This window comes from Lactobacillus sp. B3795, assembly GCF_026535805.1.
GTDB lineage: Bacteria > Bacillota > Bacilli > Lactobacillales > Lactobacillaceae > Apilactobacillus > Apilactobacillus kunkeei_C.
On the sequence record NZ_JAFNPE010000014.1, the window covers coordinates 58,721 to 79,082 of the forward strand.

Here is a 20,362-nt window from a genome sequence, read left to right on the forward strand (position 1 = left end):
AGTAAATTGACAAAATAAAAAAGAACCCGGTAATCGGGTTCTTTTTAATGTTATTTTTCAACGTATGCTTTGCTGAAGTTCCATTCCAAACCAGTAGCTGAGTGAGTAACGTTTTTGATGTTAGTCTTAACAACTTGTGGTTCTGAGCTTTGGTAGAATGGTACGGCACCTTGATCGTTCATAAGAATCTTTTCGGCCTTAACCATGTCATCCCAACGTTTTGCTGAATTGTTAGCATCAGTAGTTGATGCAGCATTTACATACTTGTCGTATTCAGCATTCTTCCATCTTGCGAAGTTGTATGGGTAAGTACTTGTTAGCAATTGTAGGAATGAAATTGGGTCTGGATAAGTGGTGCTCCATCCAGTAACTGTGGCATCGTAATCGTAAGCAATTTGTCTGCTCAAACGAGCCTTAGTTGGAATGTTAGTAGCGGTTACCTTCAAACCAGGTAGTTGACTAAATGCTGAACTTTGTAGGAATTCAGTGATTGATTTACCTTCAGAAGTATCATCGAACAAGATGTTGAATGTAAGTGTCTTCTTACCGATTTCTTTCATCCCTTTGTTCCAGTAGTATAGTGCCCTCTTCTTGTTGTAGGTAGCAGCATCCTTAACGTAAGCAGCATCCGCAAAATCAACACCGTTTCTACTCATCATTCCAGTTGAAACTAATCCCTTAGCTGGGAATGAACCATCACCCATTACGTCGTTAACAAATTGATCTCTGTTAACTACCATTGATAGAGCTTTTCTGATGTTGACGTTCTTAAATGCAGGAATTCTATCTTCGTTAAATTCTAGGTAGTTGTTACGTGCACTGGCTAATTGATGGAATTCAGGAGTGCCCTTGTAATGTTTAACTTGTTCTTTATCAGCTAACATCATTTCATCCAATTGACCTGATTGGTATTCGTTGTAGGCAGTGTTAGCATCTTTTTGAACGCTAATCTTAATCTTTTCTAGTTTAGTACTCTTGGCATCCCAGTAGTTATCGTTCTTTTCTAGCATCCAAGTATCATTGGTTCCGGTCCAGCCGGTAACCTTAAATGGTCCATCGTAAATTTGATTTTCTGAGTTAGTTCCATACTTGCTACCCTTTGATTCTACGAAAGCTTGGTTTTGAGGTAGGAAATCAGTACCAGCTACTAGGTACTTAAAGTATGGTTGTGGGTTAGATAGTTTATATACTACCGTCTTGTCATTAGGTGCATATACACCTAACTTCTTGTATGACATTTGACCCTTACTAATAGCTTCGTAATTTACGACATGATCGAAATCATATGTATTTTGTGCGGCAGTTTTTGGGTTAACTGTTCTTTGAGCTCCATAAACAAAGTCCTTGGCAGTTACCTTAGTTCCATTGCTCCATTTAGCGTTATCTCTTAAATGGAATGTGTATGTCTTACCATCTTTTGAAACATCGTAACTCTTGGCAATTCCATAATCTAACTTTCCTTTTTCACCATATGTTAATAATCCTTGTTCTGCATTTAAAGCAGTATTAGCAGTTGATGTATCAACAATCTTTGATGGGTCTAAAGTTGTAATTTCTGCTGTAGACATCCAGTTAATTGGCTTGGTAGTTCCGTTATTTGATGTTTCACTTGCTGAGTTAGATTTACCACAGGCAGCTAAACCAATGGCCATCATAATCATGGTTGATCCGATAATCATTTTGTTTTTCTTCATAAAATTCATCCCCTAGTCTAAAATTCTTTTCTTCCGCTTACGTACACTTCTTTATCTGTTTGTTGGACTGCTTTGATGTCTTCCATTGGGTTGTCATCAATGATTATGAAATCCGCATATTTATCTTTCTCGATTGAGCCGTATTCATCATCAATTTTCATTAACTCGGCGGCTTTGTAAGAAGTTCTGTACGCTTCAAATTCACTCATTCCGATGCGTTCAACCATCATCTCTAATTCCTTAGGAGTGGTCATATCAAAGTAGTTATAAGGTGTTCCTGCATCAGTACCTAATGCAATGTTGACGCCGTTTTGATAAGCCTTTTTGACATTGGTATATGCATCATCCATTGCGTTAGCCATCTTTTGGTGTTCCCACTTAGGTAATGTTTCCTTACCCTTTTCGGTTACAGATGCTGCGGCGATAATGGTTGGAACAATATATGTGCCACGTTCTTTCATCATTGCGATTTCTTCATCGTCAACGTAAAAACCGTGTTCGATAGAATCTACACCAGCTTCAATGGCGTTTCTGATTCCTGGATTACCTTCAGCGTGAGCTGCGACAATCTTATGTTTGTTATGTGCTTCGTAAACGGCGACCTTCATTTCCTCAATCGTTAATTGAGCTTCGTCCATGAAGTCACCAGGTGACATGACACCTCCAGATGCCATGATCTTGATGCAATCAGCACCAGCTTTTAATCCTTCACGAATCTTCTTTCTCATTTCATCTGGAGAATCAACAACGTTTCCGCCGTTAGCATAATCACCATGTCCACCAGTCATTGTGTAGGCCTTTCCTGAGGCCATCACGTGTGGGACATTATCGATTTTGCCTTCGGTAATTAAACGCTTGATTGGAATATCGATTCCGTATCTAGCACCGCATTGTCTGACGTATGTACAGCCAGATTTTAAGAATGCTCGTAATGCCTTGATGGCATCGACTGTGGTTTCTACAACGTCCTTATCACCTCCAGTGCTAATGTTAGGATCACTGGTGATGTGAGTGTGGGCATTGATTAAACCCGGAGCGACAAACTTATGATTTACATCAATTACTTCATCGTCTGCTGCTGGCGAAATTTCTTGAGCAATTTCAGTAATCTTCCCTGTTTCTACATCGACTGCAAAACTAAAATCTTTAAAGACATCTTCGTGGACTCCATCAAAGATGTTGGCGTTCTTAAAAATTTTTCTATGCATATAAATCTCTCCCAACTTTTTAACAAATAACTAAAAAACGCCCCTCAGCCAATCGGCCAAGGGACGTCTGTAACGTGGTACCACCCAGATTCAAAATATTTTCACAAATATTTTCTCGCTCGTACTACACAAATTAATGCTTCATACGCGGTACGATAATGGGTACAACCATTTCACCTGGAAAAGTGAATTTATACAATCAAGTCTTTCAATCAGTAGTCGCAATGTCCTTTCAGCAACGACACTCGCTTAGTACGGCTAAAGATCTAATTACCTTCATCAAAAATGTTTTATTAGTTATTTGTTTTTTATTTATTGAACATTTCAAATACTAGACTTTGGGTTTAAAAAGGTCAATGATTTTCTAACCATTTTGCCATTTACGTTTTCGATGTCAACATTAGATAAAATAATAATAGCTACATATCAACGTTTGTTATTCTCATTTATTTATAATAAAAAATCCGCTATAAAAATAGCGAACCTTTTATTCTGAATATTTAGTTACTTTTTTGCGTGAATATCTAGCGATTAATTCTGATCCTAAAATAATTCCCACACACGTGATTGTACAAATGATGAATAATAATCCATACGAAGTGGCATCAATGATGATTCCACCAACCAATGGTCCAATTGCCTTACCAATTGCGGCCCAGGCGTTGGTTAATCCTTGGTACTTACCTTTTACTTCAACCGGCGTTAGCTCGTTGACCAACGCTGGAATTGAAGGAATTACGGATGCTTCTCCCAATGTTAGAACAATCATTGAGATAACGAATCCGGTGTAGGTATGGGTAAAGATTAGTGTAAAGAATGACAAACCAATAAATAGGATTCCAAAGTAAATTTGGAAGTATAGGCTGTCGTGTTTTTGTGCAATCCAATTAATCAATAGTTGGAATACTACCAATAAGAATGCGTTTAACGTCCACAATAGACTGTACATTGATAGTGGAATTCCTGATCCGGTAATGTATACCGACATGTTGGATACCCATTGTTCATAGACAATCCAAATGATAGCTAGCGTCACAAAGAATGTGGTGACGATAATCCAGTTTGGACGTGGTAACTTCACCTTTGTCTTCTTCATGGAATCACGTTTAATTGGGTAAATCGAACCCTCTTTGTGATAGGTCAGAATGGCGCTAATGCCGTAAATAATCAATATGGCGGTGGTCAACATGAAGACGTAGCCAATTCCGATTGGATAGATAAAGCCAACGGCAATCGTGCCAAATACCACCCCGACGTTTTGCGCTAGGTATAACATATTGAAAATAAAACGCCCTGACTTTAGTTTGACGGTAGTTCCTAAGGAATTAATCATCGTTAGGTTCCAACCGGTCGTAAAGCCAAATAATACCAATCCAATTGGATAGTATGGCCAGCCATTGAAGAAAATTAATCCAAATGATATCAACACGGAAGTAATAATCCCCATTATCGTCAAAATATAGCGATTATGGCGGTCAAATAGTTTCCCCGATATATAATTACCCAAAACGTTAGAACTTGAGTATAGGAACAAAATTATGCCGACTTCAGTCAATGACTTGCCCAATGCATCATGCATGTAGACGGTCGTAAGCGGCCAGACCGTACTTACCGCAATGTTATTAATTAATGATCCTAAAAATAACCAATGCAGTTTAATTTCATTCATTCTCTCACCCCCGAATTTTGACAAAAAAATCCTTAGCAAACGCTAAGGATTTAGTTTTAATTAACCCTCATCATCTGGATTGTATGCGATAGATGAGAATTTATTATGTGATTTGATAAATAGTAACTTAACAGTTCCACGAGGACCTGAACGGTTCTTTTCGATAATTACTTCAACTTCACCTACGTCGTTGTTTTCTTCTACTTCTGATTCTTCTTCATCATCGTCGCCGTCTTCTCTTTCGTAATAATCATCACGGTATAGGAAGGCAACGATATCGGCATCTTGTTCGATTGATCCAGATTCACGAATATCAGATAGAACCGGACGCTTGTCTTGTCGTTGTTCAACTCCACGAGACAATTGGGATAGCGCAATAACTGGAACACCCAGTTCCTTGGCAATCTTCTTCAATTGACGTGAAATGTATGAAACTTCTTGTTGACGGTTTTCTTGGCTACCACCATCAACTAGTTGCAAGTAATCGACCACGATTAGACCAAGGTTGTTAGTATCCTTAGCCAAACGTCTTGATTTGGCACGAATTTCGGAAATCTTAGTTCCGGCAGTGTCATCGATATAGATGCTGGCATTGGATAGACTACCCATTGCCATGTAGACGCTTTGCCATTCTTCACCAGTCAATTGACCAGTTCTCAAGTGGTTGGCGTCGATACTACCTTCGGCACAAATCATACGACTAACTAGTGATTCGGCACTCATTTCCAAACTGAAAATAGCAACAGCTTTTCCAGATTTTGTACCCACGTTTTGCGCCAAGTTTAGGGCAAACGCAGTCTTACCAACGGCTGGACGAGCGGCTAGAATTACTAATTCATCATCATGCAAACCGGTTGTCATCTTATCTAGAGCTGGAAAGCCAGTCGACAAACCGGTAACAGTTGATTTTTGTTGAGCTAATTCTTGAATACTGTCTAGGGATTGTCCTAAAACATCCCCAATGAACTTGAAACCATTGCTGTTTCTATCTTCTGAAACGTTTAAGATTGAACGTTCAGCGTTATCCAATAGTTCATCAATGTTTCCGTTGTTGTTGTAACTTTCGGTCACAATGTCAGTTGCGGTCTTGATCAGACGTCTAGCAACTGCCTTTTGGTGAACGTTTTTGGCATAGTAAACGGCATTGGCAGCGGTTGGTGTTGTGGTTGCTAATTCAGCTAAGTAAGCCACACCACCGGCATCTTCTAGATTATGGCCACCTTCAAGTTCTGTTCTTAAAGTCGACGCATCAATTGGTTCGTCCTTGTCACCCAAGGTCTCCATAGCGGCGAAAATCAACTGATGAGCATGTCGATAAAAATCATCAGAGGTAATAAATTCTTGGGTTTCTGCTAATTTTTCATTGTCTAATAGGACAGCACCCAAGACGGCTTTTTCACCATCTAAATCTTGTGGTGGTGTTTGACCATTCATATACTCGTTACTCATACTACCCCTCGATTTCCTTTAAGATTATTTTTCACTTACATGAACTCTGATTGTAGCAGTAACTTGTTTGTGTAGTTTAACTGGAACGTTAGTGTAACCTAAGGTTCTAATTGGTTCACCCAATTCAATCTTACGCTTATCAATCTTTAAGCCATGTTGTTTTTGCATTTCTGCAACGATTTGTTTTGAGGATACTGATCCGAATAAACGGCCGTCAGCACCAACTTTAGCAGATAATTCAACGACTGTCTTATCATCTTCTAGTTTTGCCTTTAAGTCTTTGGCTTCTTGTAATTCAGCTGCAGCTTCTTTTGCTTCGGCGTGTTTTTCACCTTGAAGTTGGCTTAATGCTGAGTTGGTTGCTTCTTTAGCTTTACCTTGTTTAATTAAGAAGTTTTGTGCATATCCGTCGGAAACGTTCTTGATTTCTCCACGTTTACCTTTACCGCGAACATCTTCTAAAAATATAACTTTCATTCAAATCACTCCTCTTAATGTCTTTATATTATTATAAACTCTCTGGGTGTTTTTTTAAATGAATGAATTAATTGTCTTCTGATTCTTCAGGAGCTTCTTCGCTCTTTACTTCATTGATAGAATCCAAAAGCATTTGTTCCACTTCTTCAATTGTCTTATCGGCAATTTGGGTAGCACCACTTGATAAGTGACCACCACCACCTAGTTCTTCCATTACTCTTTGCACGTTAACTTCACCGTTACTTCTTGCAGAAATACCAATTAAATCATCTGGACGATGAGAGATAACGTAAGAAGCTTCAACACCAGACATGTTTAACATTGAATCAGCAGCTTGAGCGGCAGTAACAGGATCGTAGACCTTGTCTTCTTCACCGGCTACGTACATCATGTTTTCGTGTCCTTCAACGACCTTGGCCATTGAAATTAGATGCATTCTTGCCATGTAGGCATCAGGATTTTCACGCATGAATTGTTGCATTTCTTCTGAATCAGCACCCGCTGAACGTAGGTATGATGCAGCATCAAACGTTCTAGTTCCTGTACGTAAAGTGAATTGCTTAGTATCAACAAAGATACCGGTCAACATTGCTGTTGCTTCTAGTTTGCTTACTGGTTCAGCATCTTGTGATTGATATTCAAACATTTCGGTAATCAATTCACAGGTTGATGAAGCGTATGGTTCGATGTAGACCAAGACTGGGTTTTCAGGGAATTCTTCACCACGTCTATGGTGGTCAATAATCATAACCTTGCTTTCCAATCTGTTGTATAGGTCTTCAGACACACTCATTGATGGTTTAGAGTGGTCCACCATGATTAAAAGACTGTTGTCAGTAGCTAGTTGTAGGGCTTCATCTGGTGTGATGATGTCCGAAGCTAGAGTTTCGTCTTCCTTAGTCTTGTCGATTAAACGTTGTACGTCAGAGTGGAAAGTTCCATCTGGGATAACAACGTAACAGTGCTTGTTGTTCATCTTAGCTAAACGATGAATACCTAAGCCAGCACCAATTGAGTCCATATCTGGTTGGCTGTGACCTTGCACGAAGATAGTATCTGCTTCTTTGAATAGTTCTTGTAGGGCTTGAGAAATCATACGAGCACGAACTCTGGTACGTTTTTCCATTGGGTTGGTCTTACCACCATAGAAACGAGCTTCGTGGTCTTTAGCCTTCACAACAACTTGGTCTCCCCCACGACCTAAGGCTAAGTCCAAATCACTTTGGGCTTGTTCGGATAGGTCGTTTAGGTTGTCTTCACCATAAGCAATCCCGATACTCAAGGTAACTGGGTAGTTTTGCTTAGATGTAGATTCACGGATTTCATCTAGGATGCTGAACTTGTCATCTTCGATATCCTTTAGAACCTTTGAGTAGGCCATCATGATGTAGTGATCTTCATCAACTTGTTTGATGAATAAACCAAATTTTTGCGCCCAAATAGTCAATTCGTTGGTAACGTAGTTATTTAGGTTTGAGATTTCTTGGTCGGTCATTGATTGAGTAATTTCATCATAGTTATCCAAGAAAACTTGACCAACGGCGATTTTTTCGTCGTTGTAGTCTTTTTCGATTTGGTAGTACTTAGTGATATCCATCATGTAGATGGTGCGATATTCCTTTTGAATCAACATTGTAAAGTAATGGTCTTCCCACTTTACGGTTGCGTAGTCAGGATTATCCCAATTGTTTTCTAGGATATCGGACAATTCTTCATTTACCTCTTCGACGGTCTTACCAAGTAAATCTTGATCACCAAAATAAGGGGTCAAATATGGGTTTACCCATTCAATTGCTCCTGTTTCACTGATCATTAATACACCAACTGGCATTTCCAAGAGTGTTTCTTGTTCACCACGGTGCATACGGTATGAAAGGTCTGAGATGTAATTATCGGTGCTGACACTTAGATCGTTCATTTTCTTAAAGATGTAAGATAACAATGAACATACGAATACTAAGAAAAGGACACCGGATTTCCAATCGTATAGGAAAGATACAACCAAACCAAAGATTGATAATACGGTTAAAGCTAACGCAATCCATCTAAGAACTTGGTTCTTCAAAAATGGAGGTAGGTTAGTTAGCGAGAACAATTTTTTCATTGTAACTCCTCTTTTTTTATTTTTTTATATCTTTATTTTATCACATTAGGTGATTATTCAAAAAAAGGAGCTACAAACATTATTTGTATCCCCTTTATATCGGTATTTTTGAGCATAAAAAAACTGAGACCGATAAAAAATCAATCCCAGTTAAAAAGTTATTTTTAGTCTTCTGAAACGAATGGCATTAAGCCCATGATACGTGCACGCTTGATAGCAAGAGTTAACTTACGTTGGTTCTTTGCGCTAGTACCAGTAACACGACGTGGTAAAATCTTACCTCTTTCAGATACGAAACGACTTAATAGGTTAGTATCTTTGTAATCGATGTATTCGATGTGGTTTGCGGCGATGAAGTCAACCTTACGGCGACGACGGCCACCTCTTCTTTGTTGAGCCATTAAATTTCCCTCCTCTTTTATTTACACATTAAAATGGTAAATCATCATCGGAAATATCAATTTGATCACCAGAGTTAGCGAACGGATCCGCTGAGTTGTTGCCACCATTATTTGATGGGGCGTTGTTTGATGAATCAAATGGATTGTTATTTCCTGCATTTGCTTGAGGAGCATTGTTGCCGGCGTTGTTGTTACCTTGGTTACTTGAACGAGGTTCTAGTAATGCAAAGTTTTCTACAACTACTTCAGTAACATATACTCTTTGGCCTTGTTGATTTTCGTAATTTCTTGTTTGAATACGTCCATCAATACCAACCAAAGCACCCTTATGGGTGAAGTTAGCAAAGTTTTCAGCGGATTTACGCCAGATAACACAGTTGATAAAATCTGCTTCTCTTTCACCTTGTTGGTTGGTAAAACTACGATCAACAGCTAAAGTGAAGTTACCTACGGCTGAACCGCTTGGAGTGTATCGCAAATCAACATCCCGTGTTAATCTACCAGTTAAAGTTGTACGATTAATCATGCTGAAAATTACTCCTCTCTTTTTTAAAACGTTTAAATTCTAAATTATCTTCTTACAGTCATTTGACGTAGAATGTCATCACTGAATTTTGATTGACGGTCGAATTCGTCTAGAGCAGTCTTGTCTGCAGTAGTTAGGTTAACGATGTGGTATACACCTTCGTTGTAACCGGCGATTTCGTAAGCGAAACGACGCTTTGACCAGTCTTTTGAATCAATAATCTTAGCACCATTGTCAGTTAGAACCTTGTCGAACTTAGCAACTAAGTCGTTCTTAGCTCCTTCTTCCATATCTGGACGAATGATGTAAGTAATTTCATATTTGTGTTCTTCCATGAATTACACCTCCTTGTGGACTTTAGACCCAACCTCTTGGGTTGAGTAAGGAGTACGAGTTATTTATAACCAATACTCACGTTCAATAAGTTTAACATTAAAAAATAAAATATTCAATACAAAAAACGGGATTGTTTTTCTGCGATACATTTATATATACGCAAAGAAACATTCCCGTTATTTTTTAAAAGTTATTAATAGTAAATAGTTGTGATCCACGAATTGTTAGGATGTATCCTAAACCAGCTTGGTTAAAGGCAATTCCTTCGAATTCTAGGTTAGTCTTAAATTTAGTTGTTCTAACATCACTTGGACGTAATTTGTTTAACTTGTTTACTGGAATTGATGAAATAACACCGTCAGAAACTAGGTATAAACGATTATTTGCTGGGTTGTAACCCATTCCTTGAGTTTGGAAACCTTGACCGTTTGCTAAACCTTGCTTGATAGCTTGGAAAGTAACACGGTTGTTCTTAACTTGTCCCTTGAAGATAACGATTCTACCAGCGGATTTACCTTGCATACGGTATTTAACGTATGTATAGAAGTTTCCGTTGTTATCAATCGCTAATTCATTATTAATTGAGTATGAAGGACTGAAGTTAAACTTAATTTGCTTAATTGGTTTTAATGTAGTTGGACTAACTTCAACTAATGTTGGTGAAGTTGTCACAACGCCCATTTTTACATACCATAGCGTATTAGTCTTTGGGTTCAATGCTAGTGATTGACCATGACCAGCGTCAAATTTAGGACCAAACTTGATGGCTGACATAATTTGTGGGTCACGATCTCTAACACCCATTCTTAATTGAGCCATGTTGGTAGTATCAATACCTAAACTTTGTAGCTTCCAAAGGTCGTATCTAATAATGGTGTTTTCAGTATCTGGGTACATTACGTAAGCGTATTGACCAGATCTTGAAATAGCGACACTTTGTGGATTTCCAAGATCACCACTTGATTTGTATGAAACTGGTAGGTAAAAACTAGTTTTGGCATTACGACGGAAATTTCCACCTTTTGCAAACATAGTGTATGAACTTGATTGGTAAGTAGAGCTTTCGTAGTATCCATCGCTAGAACCGTAACTGTACTTTGGAATGTATGCATAGTTTCCGTTGTTTACGAAGTGTGTTGCATAACCACCCTTCAAAGCATATCCCCTTTGATGGTATGTCTTAACGCTAGCATTAGCGTTAACTCCCATAGCAATCAATAGGAACAATGAAAAGACAAACAACAAAGTCTTCAAATCTCTCTTAAAAGTCATAAGAATATCCCCTCAATTCTTGATATGTTTTAATTCTATCACCAATTTAATAAAATTTTAATTAAGAATTTATTAATTTATTATACTTTACGTTCAATAATCTTTACGCATGATGATTTTATAAACCACAAACAGTATATATATAAAGACCATTTGAAGGGAAATTGATGGAAAAGTATATCTCAAAAAATTAACGATAAAATGAATAACCAGTTCAAAATAAATTGATGAGATCATTTGATCTATCTTGCCGACTAAATAAATAAAAAGCCAGCTCCATAGAATTGAGGAGATTGTATAGACTACGAAACTGATTGAAATAACAATTTTACTCATACTTAAGAAGTCATCCTTATCAAAGGCAACGGCCGAAAATACAACCATACTACTGGTAGCTGATATAAATAAGACATTTGCCAAATCCATCCTGCCAGAATTTCGAATGAAGTCGTAGACATCATAGCAAAGTGACAACAAGATAATGTTAACCACGGCTATTTTCGTGTATTTAAAAAAATCATGAATTTGTTTAACCGTTTCTGGTGAATGATGTTTCTTTGAACGCATATTATTCACCTTAATTAATCTGATCCGCATGCTCCTCCACATACAAATCATCTTTTTTAATGTTTCTAACGAATTGAGAAATACTAAACACGGTATAGACTATTAAAATCACACCGCTAATAATCATAATCAAACTACCATTTGGGAAAATGTCATATAACCAAGTATATACCAAGGTTCCAAATGGCATAATGGCGTATCCAACCGTGTAAAGCGTGGAACTAACCCTGCCCAAAATGTTATGTTCAACGGTACTTTGAAGACGAATTTCAATCGCCAAATCAAAGATGGCAAAGGATAGTTCCATCAATAATGACAATAGCATCCCAATTACCGAAACAATCATTTGATTCTTGGTAACGGTGAATAGGAATCCTAAGCCAACTAGACTGATTCCAACCAAAATCATGGTCGACATAATCTTAATTCCAAAGTGATTTTGTTGCCTTAATCGACTGGTAATCAAACTACCAGTTAGATAACCAATTGAGTATCCGGTTTCCGTCCAAATTACTACCGAATTGGGCAACCCTAATTGGTTAACGATGATGAATGGACTCCCGGTAACAACAGCCGTGTAGAAGAAGTTAACCACGATTTCCGCCACAATACTGTCTCGAATAAATGGCCGTCTTTTAACGTATTGAAGGGTTTGTTTAAACTGTTGTCTTTGCGATACGCGTTCTTGTTTTTCCGCTTTAACCTCGTAGAAATGAAGCGACATCATAATTAACATAGCTACTACCGTCGCTGCGATTTCTAAAGCGATTAATCCCTCGACACTAATCAATGCATACAGCGTAATCCCTAAGACGGGCGATAATATTCTAGAAGCTGATGCAACTGCGGTGGTGAGCGAAGTCAGTTTTGCGACATCCGACATTCTCACTAATTGACGAATTGATGCTGAGTACGCTGTGTTTCTCAGGTTCACCAAGATAGAATCAATCGCAATAAAAATCGCGACCGGAATCAATAATGATCCACCGTGGAAAAATGGTAGTGCTAATGCTAATGCAAGAAAACCAATCATTCTTAAGACATAACCCCAAAAGATAATGCGCTTATGATTATGGGTATCGACAAAGTTTCCAATCGGAATAAACGTCAATAAACTAATCAAGGGACCAACGGCAATGTTCATCCCAAAACTCAATGGAGAATGGGTGGCATGCAATAACATGAAACTAATTCCGTACTGGAATATTCCGTAACTAAAGGCCCCCAAACCATTACTCGTCAGTGACTTAATAATTTGTTGGTTGGATTGGCTCTGCGTTAGTTGATTTTGTTTTTCCATTCGCTCACCCCCGTTTTTTAAAGTGTATTAAGGCCTAATTATAGATTTATTGGTGAACAACCACAATAAAAAAGCTTTCATCATAGGACTTTGATATCCTACATGAAAGCTTTTTTGTTTGACGATTATTCTTCGTCGTTGTTATTTACTTCGTCAGTTGATTCTGCATTGTCAGAACTTACTTCAGCGGTTTGTTCTTCAGCATCATCTTCTGTTTCGTCTTCTTTTTGAACACGGGCAACAGTTGATACTCTAGAATCTTCATCAATCTTGATTAAATGAACCCCTAGAGTAGCACGACCGGTTTGTGAAACGTCAGAAATACTAAATCTGATCATAACACCCTTGTCAGTAACAAGCATGATATCTTCATCACCGGCAACAGTAGTCAATCCAGCTAATGGACCGTTCTTTTCAGTCACGTTAACTGTCTTGATACCCTTACCACCACGGCCTTTGATTTGGTATTCGGAAGCAGGAGTTTGCTTACCGTAACCATTTTCAGAGATAACGAAGACGTTGTCGTTTGGATCTAATACATCCCCACCAACTACGTAATCATTTTCTCTTAGACGGATACCACGAACCCCGGTAGCAGAACGTCCCATTGAACGAACGTCTGAAACCTTGAAGCTGACACAGTAACCTAAGTGAGTACCAATAATAATGTTTTGGTCTTCAGATACTGTTGATACACGCATCAATTCGTCTTCGTCCTTCAAGTGAATAGCCTTTAGACCATTACTTCTGATGTTTTGGAATTCATCGATTGGTGTACGTTTTACAGTTCCCTTTAGGGTTGTGAAGAATAAGAACTTGCCGTCGTTACTTTCGTTATCGTCAACTGGAATAACAGCTTGAATCTTTTCATCTGTATCAATTCCTAATAGGTTGATGATTGGAATCCCCTTAGCGGAACGACCGTATTCAGGGATTTCGTAACCTTTCATTCTGTAAACCTTACCTAGGTTGGTAAAGAATAGTAATGAATGGTGAGTAGTAGTTGCTAGTAAGTGTTCGATGAAGTCATCGTCGTGGACACCCATTCCTTGCACACCACGACCACCACGATTTTGGCTCTTGAATTCTGAAGTAGCAGTACGTTTGATGTAACCGTTGTGAGTCAATGTAATCATGATATCTTCTTCAGCGATTAAATCTTCGTCTTCGATACTTAGAACTTCACCAACACGTAGTTCAGTCTTTCTTTCGTCACCGTATTTTTCTTGGATTTCTAGTAATTCTTGATAGATTAATTCATTAATCTTTTCACGACTACCTAGAATTTCCTTGTAACGTTCGATGTCTTTTAATAGTTCGGCATGTTCGCTAACAATCTTGTCGCGTTCCAAACCAGTCAAACGAACAAGACGCATGTCCAAGATAGCTTGGGCTTGCTTATCGGTTAGTGAGAATTCACTCATTAATTGATCCTTAGCGATTGCTGAGGTTTGTGATTCACGGATGATTGTAATAACACGGTCAATGTTATCCAAAGCAACGATTAAACCGGCTAAGATGTGCGCACGGTTTTCAGCTTTGGCTAATTCGTATTCAGTACGACGTTTGATAACGTTAACTTGGTGTTCCAAGTATTCATTTAAGATTTCTTTCAAACTTAAAATCTTTGGAGTACCTTCAACGATAGCTAGCATGTTAAAACTAAAGCTAGTTTGCATTAATGTTAGCTTATATAGGTTGTTTAGAACGACTTGAGCAGATGCATCACGTCTAACATCAATCACGATTCTCATACCATCACGGTCAGATTCATCATTGATATCTGTAATCCCATCTAGTCGTTTGTCACGAACAAGGTTGGCGATGTGTTCGATTAACTTCGCCTTGTTAACCATGTATGGAATTTCAGTGGCGATAATGCGTTGCTTACCACTCTTTTGTTCTTCAATTTCGGTCTTGGCACGTAGCACGATGCTACCCTTACCAGATTCATAAGCTCTTCTAATTCCAGATTTACCTAAAACGACACCACCAGTTGGGAAGTCAGGGCCAGGTAATGCTTCCATCAAGTCAGCAGTAGTAGCTTCTGGATTGTTCATTAAGATATGAATTGCTGAGATTACTTCGCTTAAATTGTGAGGAGGAATGTTTGTAGCCATCCCAACGGCAATTCCGGAAGCACCATTAACAAGTAGGTTAGGGAAACGAGAAGGTAATACTTCTGGTTCTCTTTCACTACCATCGAAGTTATCTTGGAAATCGACAGTATCCTTGTTGATGTCTCTTAGCATTTCCATCCCAATTTTACTTAGTTTTGCTTCGGTATAACGCATGGCAGCGGCACCATCACCATCGACAGAACCGAAGTTACCATGTCCATTAACCAATGGATATCTGTAACTAAATGTTTGGGCCATTCTAACCATTGATCCATAAACTGCAGCATCACCATGGGGGTGATACTTACCAAGAGTATCCCCTACGATTCTGGCAGACTTACGGAATGGTTTGTCAGGAGTTAAACCAAGTTCACGCATATCGTATAGGATTCTTCTGTGAACTGGTTTCATTCCGTCTCGAACATCAGGAAGGGCACGCGCAACGATAACACTCATTGCGTAGTCCAAGAATGATGTTTTCATTTTTTCAGATAAGTCAACGTTTTCAATACGATGGCTTGATAAATCTTCATTATTGGCCAATGTTTTTACCTCCAATTCATGGTCGTTACATTAAAATGTTTCACATGAAACATTCATGTTAAATGTCTAAGTTTTCAACGAATGTGGCGTTTTCTTCAATGAATTTACGACGTGGTTCTACCTTGTTACCCATCAACATGTCAAAGATTTCAGCAGCTTGTGCAGCATCCTTTGCTTCAACTCTTTGTAGACGACGGTTGTCTGGGTTCATAGTAGTATCCCAAAGTTGTTCGGCATCCATTTCACCAAGACCCTTGTAACGAGAGATGCTAGGTTTTGGAGATGCAGGCAATTGAGCCTTCCATTGTTCCAATTCATCATCATTTGCAATGTATCTAATCATCTTACCTTGTTGTAAACGATACAAAGGTGGTTGAGCGATGTAGACATATCCAGCGTCGATTAATGGACGCATGTAGTTATAAATCAATGTCAATAGAAGTGTTTGAATGTGGGCACCATCGACATCGGCATCGGTCATGATAATTAGTTTGTGGTAATGAACCTTTTCAATATCAAAGTCATTACCGAAACCAGTACCCATTGCTGTAAACATTGATCTGATTTCTTCATTGGCTAAAATCTTGTCCATTGTTGCCTTTTGAACGTTCAAAATCTTACCTCTAATTGGCAAGATGGCTTGGGTCAAACGGGAACGACCTTGCTTAGCAGATCCACCCGCGGAGTCCCCTTCGACAATGAATAATTCAGAGATTTCAGGGTCACGACTAGTATTGTTGGCTAACTTACCAGGTAAGTTAGAAATTTCTAGTCCTGATTTCTTTCTGGTAACTTCACGCGCACGCTTAGCAGCGGCACGAACACGAGAGGCTAATGCACCCTTTTCAACAATTTGCTTACCCAATGTTGGGTTTTCAAATAAGAACTTAGCAAAGTGTTCTGAGAAGATGTGATCAGTAGCGGTTCTTGCGTCTGAGTTACCTAACTTAGTCTTAGTTTGTCCTTCGAATTGTGGGTCCGGATGTTTAACAGAAATAACGGCTGTTAAACCTTCACGAACGTCAGGACCGGTTAAGTTATCGTCTTTTTCTTTTAGTAGGTTGTTCTTACGAGCGTAATCGTTGATAACACGAGTTAATGCACGTTTGAATCCTTCTTCGTGAGTACCACCTTCGATGGTGTGAATGTTGTTGGTAAATGTTCTCATTTCACTGTGGTAATCATCAGTGTATTGAAGTGCAACTTCAACTGAAATGTCATTTTCCATTCCTTCAACATAGATTGGTTCTTCGAATAATGGTGTCTTTTCACTATCGATGTATTCAACGTAGTGCTTGATACCACCTTCGTAGTGGAATTCTTCGTATGTTGGTTCTTCTGGACGGTTGTCACGAAGTGAAATCTTTAGTCCCTTGTTTAAGAAAGCAAGTTCTCTAATTCTTTCGGTTAAAGTTTTGATGTTGTATGTGGTCGTTTCAGTAAAGATATCTGGATCTGGAAGGAAGTGAACCTTAGTACCATGGTTATCTGGATCATCATCACCAACGAATTTCATCTTGGTGTTAACGTGACCACGCTTGAAGTCCATGTAGTACTTCTTACCATCACGAGTTACGGTTACGTCTAATTCAGTTGATAACGCGTTAACAACTGATGCCCCAACCCCGTGAAGACCACCAGAAACCTTGTATCCGCCACCACCGAACTTACCTCCGGCATGCAAGATAGTAAATACTGTTTCTAGGGCTGGCTTTCCAGTTTTTTCTTGGATATCAGTAGGAATCCCACGTCCATTATCGACGATTGTAATACTGTTATCTTTTTCAACAGTTACGTGAATGGTGTCGGCGAAACCAGCTAGGGCTTCATCAATCCCATTATCAATAATTTCCCATACCAAATGGTGGAGACCTTGAACACTGGTTGATCCAATGTACATACCTGGACGTTTACGTACCGCTTCTAGACCTTCTAGAACTTGAATTTGGCTGGCATTATATTCGTCAGCTTTTCTTCTTTGTTCTTCTTTTTCATTTTCAGTCAACTTTATTCCTCCCCTAATTCAGACTATTCTTCTACGACTTGCCCACTTGAAATATTGAACACCTTTGGATCAGATATTAAGTCGCGAGCAATTCCGCTTAGACTCGTAGTCGTCAAAAACGTTTGCACTTTATCTTGAATTGACTTTAATAAATGAGTCTGACGATTATCGTCTAACTCGGATAAAACATCATCCAACAATAGGATTGGATATTCGTTCGTTTCTTCCTTCATTAAATCAATTTCGGCTAACTTAACCGAAAGTGCGGATGTTCTTTGTTGGCCCTGTGAGCCGAACGTCGAAACATCTTTTCCGTTGATAATAAACTGTAAATCATCACGATGCGGACCATATAACGTATTACCCTGTCTAATTTCTTTGTCCTTGTTTTCGTCAAACAATTCCTTTAGACCGGTGTAAATGTCATTTTCATTGGTCTGCTGTTTTTTCTTTAATGCGCAAACATATTTAAACTTCAATTCTTCTTTGCCTTGAGAAATTTCAGCATGGATATTTGCTGCCCATCCCTGCAACTTCTTCAATAATTCCAAACGTTGAAAAATTAACTTGGCACCATAAGCAGCTAATTGATCTGATAAGACATCTAGATAAAGCTTATCCGAAGCCTCTTTTAGCTGAAGCTGCTTTAGGTAATTATTTCGTTGTTTTAGAATCTTTCTGTATTGAGAATTATTGTATAAATACTGACTGCTCATTTGACCAAATTCCATGTCCATGAAGCGACGGCGAACCGTTGGCGCTCCCTTAACGATGGATAAGTCCTCCGGAGCAAACAAAATCACGTTTAGTTCACCCACATAGGAGGATAGTTTAGCCTGTTCGAGTTGATTTACTTTTGCACGTTTGCCTTTCTTTCCCAAATCGATTTCCAATTTGGTGGTGCCTAGTTCTTTTTCAACCTCGCCATAGACCTGCGCATTTTCATTTTCCCAATTAATCAAGTCGCGATTGTTATTAGTACGATGACTACGCGTTAATGCCAAAACATAGATTGCTTCTAGCATGTTGGTCTTTCCTTGGGCATTGTTACCCAACAAGACGTTAATTGAAGGTGAGAACTGCACCTCTACATCGCTATAATTACGAAAATTACGTAATTTGAGTTCTCTTAATTTCATAAATAAAGCCTACTTTTTGCGAATAAAAAACAAACCAACATCAATAACTTCAACGTTATCCCCGTCGTATAATTTCTTACCACGACGATCTTCAGGTTCGTCGTTTAGTTTCACTGCATGGTCCTTCAAATACCACTTAGCTTGACCACCGGAAGATACGATATCTTCTTCCTTCAACAACTGACCTAATGTTATATATTCGGTATCGATGAAAACATTCTTTTTCAAAACTTCACCCACCTTTTCCTATGTACTATTATACCCTTTTGGACGTCAAAAGTATAGTTTATAAGCTGATTTTAGCCTTTCTAAGCAATTATATAAAAGTGCTTACTAGTTTGTTAAATCCATGCCAAAATCGCTCATATCCTTAAAAAATCACTTTAAACGCAAAAAGAACCCCTTAGATAACTTTCTAAGGGGTCTTATTTTATAAATATTTAATTTCTTTAGGTGTATGGGTAAATGGTTCGCATCCATCTTCGGTTACGTAAACGCAATCTTCGATACGGACACCAGCGAATCCTGGGACATAAATTCCAGGTTCGATTGAGAAACACATTCCTGGTTTCAATACCATCTTGTTTCCTTCCATGATTGATGGGAATTCGTGTTCAGACATCCCCATTCCATGGCCTAGACGGTGAATGAAGTATTTACCATATCCCGCCTTTTCGATAATGTCTCTTGCAACCTTATCGACTTCTTCAGCTGTTACACCTGGTTTAACGAAATCCATCGCAGCTAATTGAGCTTCTAGACAGACATCGTAAATTTCTTTTTGTTTGTCGCTAATTTCACCAACGGCAACAGTTCTGGTGGCATCTGAGATGTATCCATCATGCACTGTTCCTAGATCAAATAGCACCATTTCATTTTCTTTTACTAAATTATCGGAGGTTGCACCGTGTGGTTCAGCAGCATGTGCCCCTGCTTGAACTAAGGTATCAAAACTCATTTCCATGACACCCTTTTGTTTTAGTGCGTATTCCAATTCAGCAACGACTGATTTTTCTGACTTCCCTGCTTTTAATGCTGCGAAACCTTTTTCGAAAGCAAAGTCGGCTTCTTTACCCGCTTCCTTCAACTTTTCGATTTCGTCTGGAGTCTTAATCAAACGCATTGTGTTCAAGTAATCAGTGACGTCAGTTTCAAAAGTTACATCTTGCAACTCTCTGTGTAAACTTTCTAGACGTGCAACTGTTAAGCTTTCTTTTTCAATTCCTGCTGATTTTGGCGTTGCCACTCTTTGTTGGACATGAGCAGCAATCTTTTGCCATGGATTTTCATGATCTAAGTATCCATAAACATCATATGGAAAACCAGTATCTTTAATTGCTTCTACTTCCAATGCGGGTGCAAACATAAACGGATCCTTTTCAGGAAATACGATTAATGCTAATACCCTCTCTACCGGATCACTGTAAAACCCAGTTAAGTATTGAATTGTTTTCGGATCACTTAGGTATGTGAAATCTAATCCATTGTTGTAGGTCCAGTCCTGGATTGACTTTATCTTAGACATGCAAACCCCTCCTTTTAATATATCTTA

General features: G+C 38.7%; 16 protein-coding genes. All 16 read right to left on the reverse strand.

The window, feature by feature from the left end; all coding sequences use genetic code 11:
• Positions 1-50 precede the first annotated feature (50 nt).
• A complete protein-coding gene (locus J3U50_RS05640) occupies positions 51-1,694 on the reverse strand; it encodes a peptide ABC transporter substrate-binding protein (protein WP_301945763.1) in 1,644 nt (547 codons plus the stop codon).
• 17 nt (positions 1,695-1,711) lie between these two features.
• On the reverse strand, positions 1,712-2,902 hold the full coding sequence (locus J3U50_RS05645; RefSeq protein WP_054607692.1) for an amidohydrolase family protein: 1,191 nt from the start codon (positions 2,900-2,902) through the stop codon (positions 1,712-1,714).
• Positions 2,903-3,389: 487 nt separating this feature from the next.
• Positions 3,390-4,571 carry an MFS transporter gene (locus tag J3U50_RS05650; RefSeq protein ID WP_301945764.1) on the reverse strand — a complete coding sequence of 394 codons (1,182 nt, stop codon included), beginning with the start codon at positions 4,569-4,571 and terminating at the stop codon, positions 3,390-3,392.
• A gap of 60 nt (positions 4,572-4,631) precedes the next feature.
• On the reverse strand, positions 4,632-6,020 hold the full coding sequence (gene dnaB, locus J3U50_RS05655; protein ID WP_034530644.1) for a replicative DNA helicase: 1,389 nt from the start codon (positions 6,018-6,020) through the stop codon (positions 4,632-4,634).
• Positions 6,021-6,044: 24 nt separating this feature from the next.
• Positions 6,045-6,497, reverse strand: coding sequence for a 50S ribosomal protein L9 (gene rplI, locus J3U50_RS05660; RefSeq protein WP_034530642.1), 453 nt, complete (start codon positions 6,495-6,497; stop codon positions 6,045-6,047).
• Positions 6,498-6,564: 67 nt separating this feature from the next.
• Positions 6,565-8,601 (reverse strand): DHH family phosphoesterase, encoded by a 2,037-nt coding sequence (locus J3U50_RS05665; protein ID WP_081006845.1) that lies wholly within the window; start codon positions 8,599-8,601, stop codon positions 6,565-6,567.
• Positions 8,602-8,765: 164 nt separating this feature from the next.
• Positions 8,766-9,002, reverse strand: coding sequence for a 30S ribosomal protein S18 (rpsR, locus tag J3U50_RS05670; protein WP_034530639.1), 237 nt, complete (start codon positions 9,000-9,002; stop codon positions 8,766-8,768).
• 28 nt (positions 9,003-9,030) lie between these two features.
• Positions 9,031-9,528, reverse strand: coding sequence for a single-stranded DNA-binding protein (gene ssb / locus J3U50_RS05675; RefSeq protein ID WP_034533769.1), 498 nt, complete (start codon positions 9,526-9,528; stop codon positions 9,031-9,033).
• A gap of 44 nt (positions 9,529-9,572) precedes the next feature.
• Positions 9,573-9,863 (reverse strand): 30S ribosomal protein S6, encoded by a 291-nt coding sequence (rpsF, locus tag J3U50_RS05680; protein WP_053791249.1) that lies wholly within the window; start codon positions 9,861-9,863, stop codon positions 9,573-9,575.
• 184 nt (positions 9,864-10,047) lie between these two features.
• Complete coding sequence (locus J3U50_RS05685) at positions 10,048-11,136, reverse strand: hypothetical protein (RefSeq protein ID WP_054607689.1); 1,089 nt, start codon at positions 11,134-11,136, stop codon at positions 10,048-10,050.
• Positions 11,137-11,713: 577 nt separating this feature from the next.
• Positions 11,714-13,003 (reverse strand): MFS transporter, encoded by a 1,290-nt coding sequence (locus tag J3U50_RS05690; RefSeq protein WP_301945765.1) that lies wholly within the window; start codon positions 13,001-13,003, stop codon positions 11,714-11,716.
• 125 nt (positions 13,004-13,128) lie between these two features.
• On the reverse strand, positions 13,129-15,666 hold the full coding sequence (gyrA, locus tag J3U50_RS05695) for a DNA gyrase subunit A (RefSeq protein WP_301945766.1): 2,538 nt from the start codon (positions 15,664-15,666) through the stop codon (positions 13,129-13,131).
• A gap of 58 nt (positions 15,667-15,724) precedes the next feature.
• Positions 15,725-17,671 (reverse strand): DNA topoisomerase (ATP-hydrolyzing) subunit B, encoded by a 1,947-nt coding sequence (gyrB, locus tag J3U50_RS05700; protein ID WP_034533762.1) that lies wholly within the window; start codon positions 17,669-17,671, stop codon positions 15,725-15,727.
• 23 nt (positions 17,672-17,694) lie between these two features.
• Positions 17,695-18,810, reverse strand: a complete 1,116-nt coding sequence (gene recF, locus J3U50_RS05705) for a DNA replication/repair protein RecF (RefSeq protein WP_034533759.1) — start codon at positions 18,808-18,810, stop codon at positions 17,695-17,697.
• Between the two features lie 9 nt (positions 18,811-18,819).
• Positions 18,820-19,038 carry a S4 domain-containing protein YaaA gene (yaaA, locus tag J3U50_RS05710; protein WP_171819640.1) on the reverse strand — a complete coding sequence of 73 codons (219 nt, stop codon included), beginning with the start codon at positions 19,036-19,038 and terminating at the stop codon, positions 18,820-18,822.
• Between the two features lie 202 nt (positions 19,039-19,240).
• Positions 19,241-20,335: a Xaa-Pro peptidase family protein gene (locus tag J3U50_RS05715; protein WP_301945767.1), complete on the reverse strand. Its 1,095-nt coding sequence runs from the start codon at positions 20,333-20,335 to the stop codon at positions 19,241-19,243.
• Positions 20,336-20,362 lie beyond the last annotated feature (27 nt).

What these genes read in the sequence shown, in the direction of transcription:
- J3U50_RS05640 (WP_301945763.1), bottom strand. Translation starts at nt 1,694, where the DNA reads ATGAAGAAAAACAAAATGATTATCGGATCAACCATGATTATGATGGCC.
- J3U50_RS05645 (WP_054607692.1), bottom strand. Translation starts at nt 2,902, where the DNA reads ATGCATAGAAAAATTTTTAAGAACGCCAACATCTTTGATGGAGTCCAC.
- J3U50_RS05650 (WP_301945764.1), bottom strand. Translation starts at nt 4,571, where the DNA reads ATGAATGAAATTAAACTGCATTGGTTATTTTTAGGATCATTAATTAAT.
- dnaB (WP_034530644.1), bottom strand. Translation starts at nt 6,020, where the DNA reads ATGAGTAACGAGTATATGAATGGTCAAACACCACCACAAGATTTAGAT.
- rplI (WP_034530642.1), bottom strand. Translation starts at nt 6,497, where the DNA reads ATGAAAGTTATATTTTTAGAAGATGTTCGCGGTAAAGGTAAACGTGGA.
- J3U50_RS05665 (WP_081006845.1), bottom strand. Translation starts at nt 8,601, where the DNA reads ATGAAAAAATTGTTCTCGCTAACTAACCTACCTCCATTTTTGAAGAAC.
- rpsR (WP_034530639.1), bottom strand. Translation starts at nt 9,002, where the DNA reads ATGGCTCAACAAAGAAGAGGTGGCCGTCGTCGCCGTAAGGTTGACTTC.
- ssb (WP_034533769.1), bottom strand. Translation starts at nt 9,528, where the DNA reads ATGATTAATCGTACAACTTTAACTGGTAGATTAACACGGGATGTTGAT.
- rpsF (WP_053791249.1), bottom strand. Translation starts at nt 9,863, where the DNA reads ATGGAAGAACACAAATATGAAATTACTTACATCATTCGTCCAGATATG.
- J3U50_RS05685 (WP_054607689.1), bottom strand. Translation starts at nt 11,136, where the DNA reads ATGACTTTTAAGAGAGATTTGAAGACTTTGTTGTTTGTCTTTTCATTG.
- J3U50_RS05690 (WP_301945765.1), bottom strand. Translation starts at nt 13,003, where the DNA reads ATGGAAAAACAAAATCAACTAACGCAGAGCCAATCCAACCAACAAATT.
- recF (WP_034533759.1), bottom strand. Translation starts at nt 18,810, where the DNA reads ATGAAATTAAGAGAACTCAAATTACGTAATTTTCGTAATTATAGCGAT.
- J3U50_RS05715 (WP_301945767.1), bottom strand. Translation starts at nt 20,335, where the DNA reads ATGTCTAAGATAAAGTCAATCCAGGACTGGACCTACAACAATGGATTA.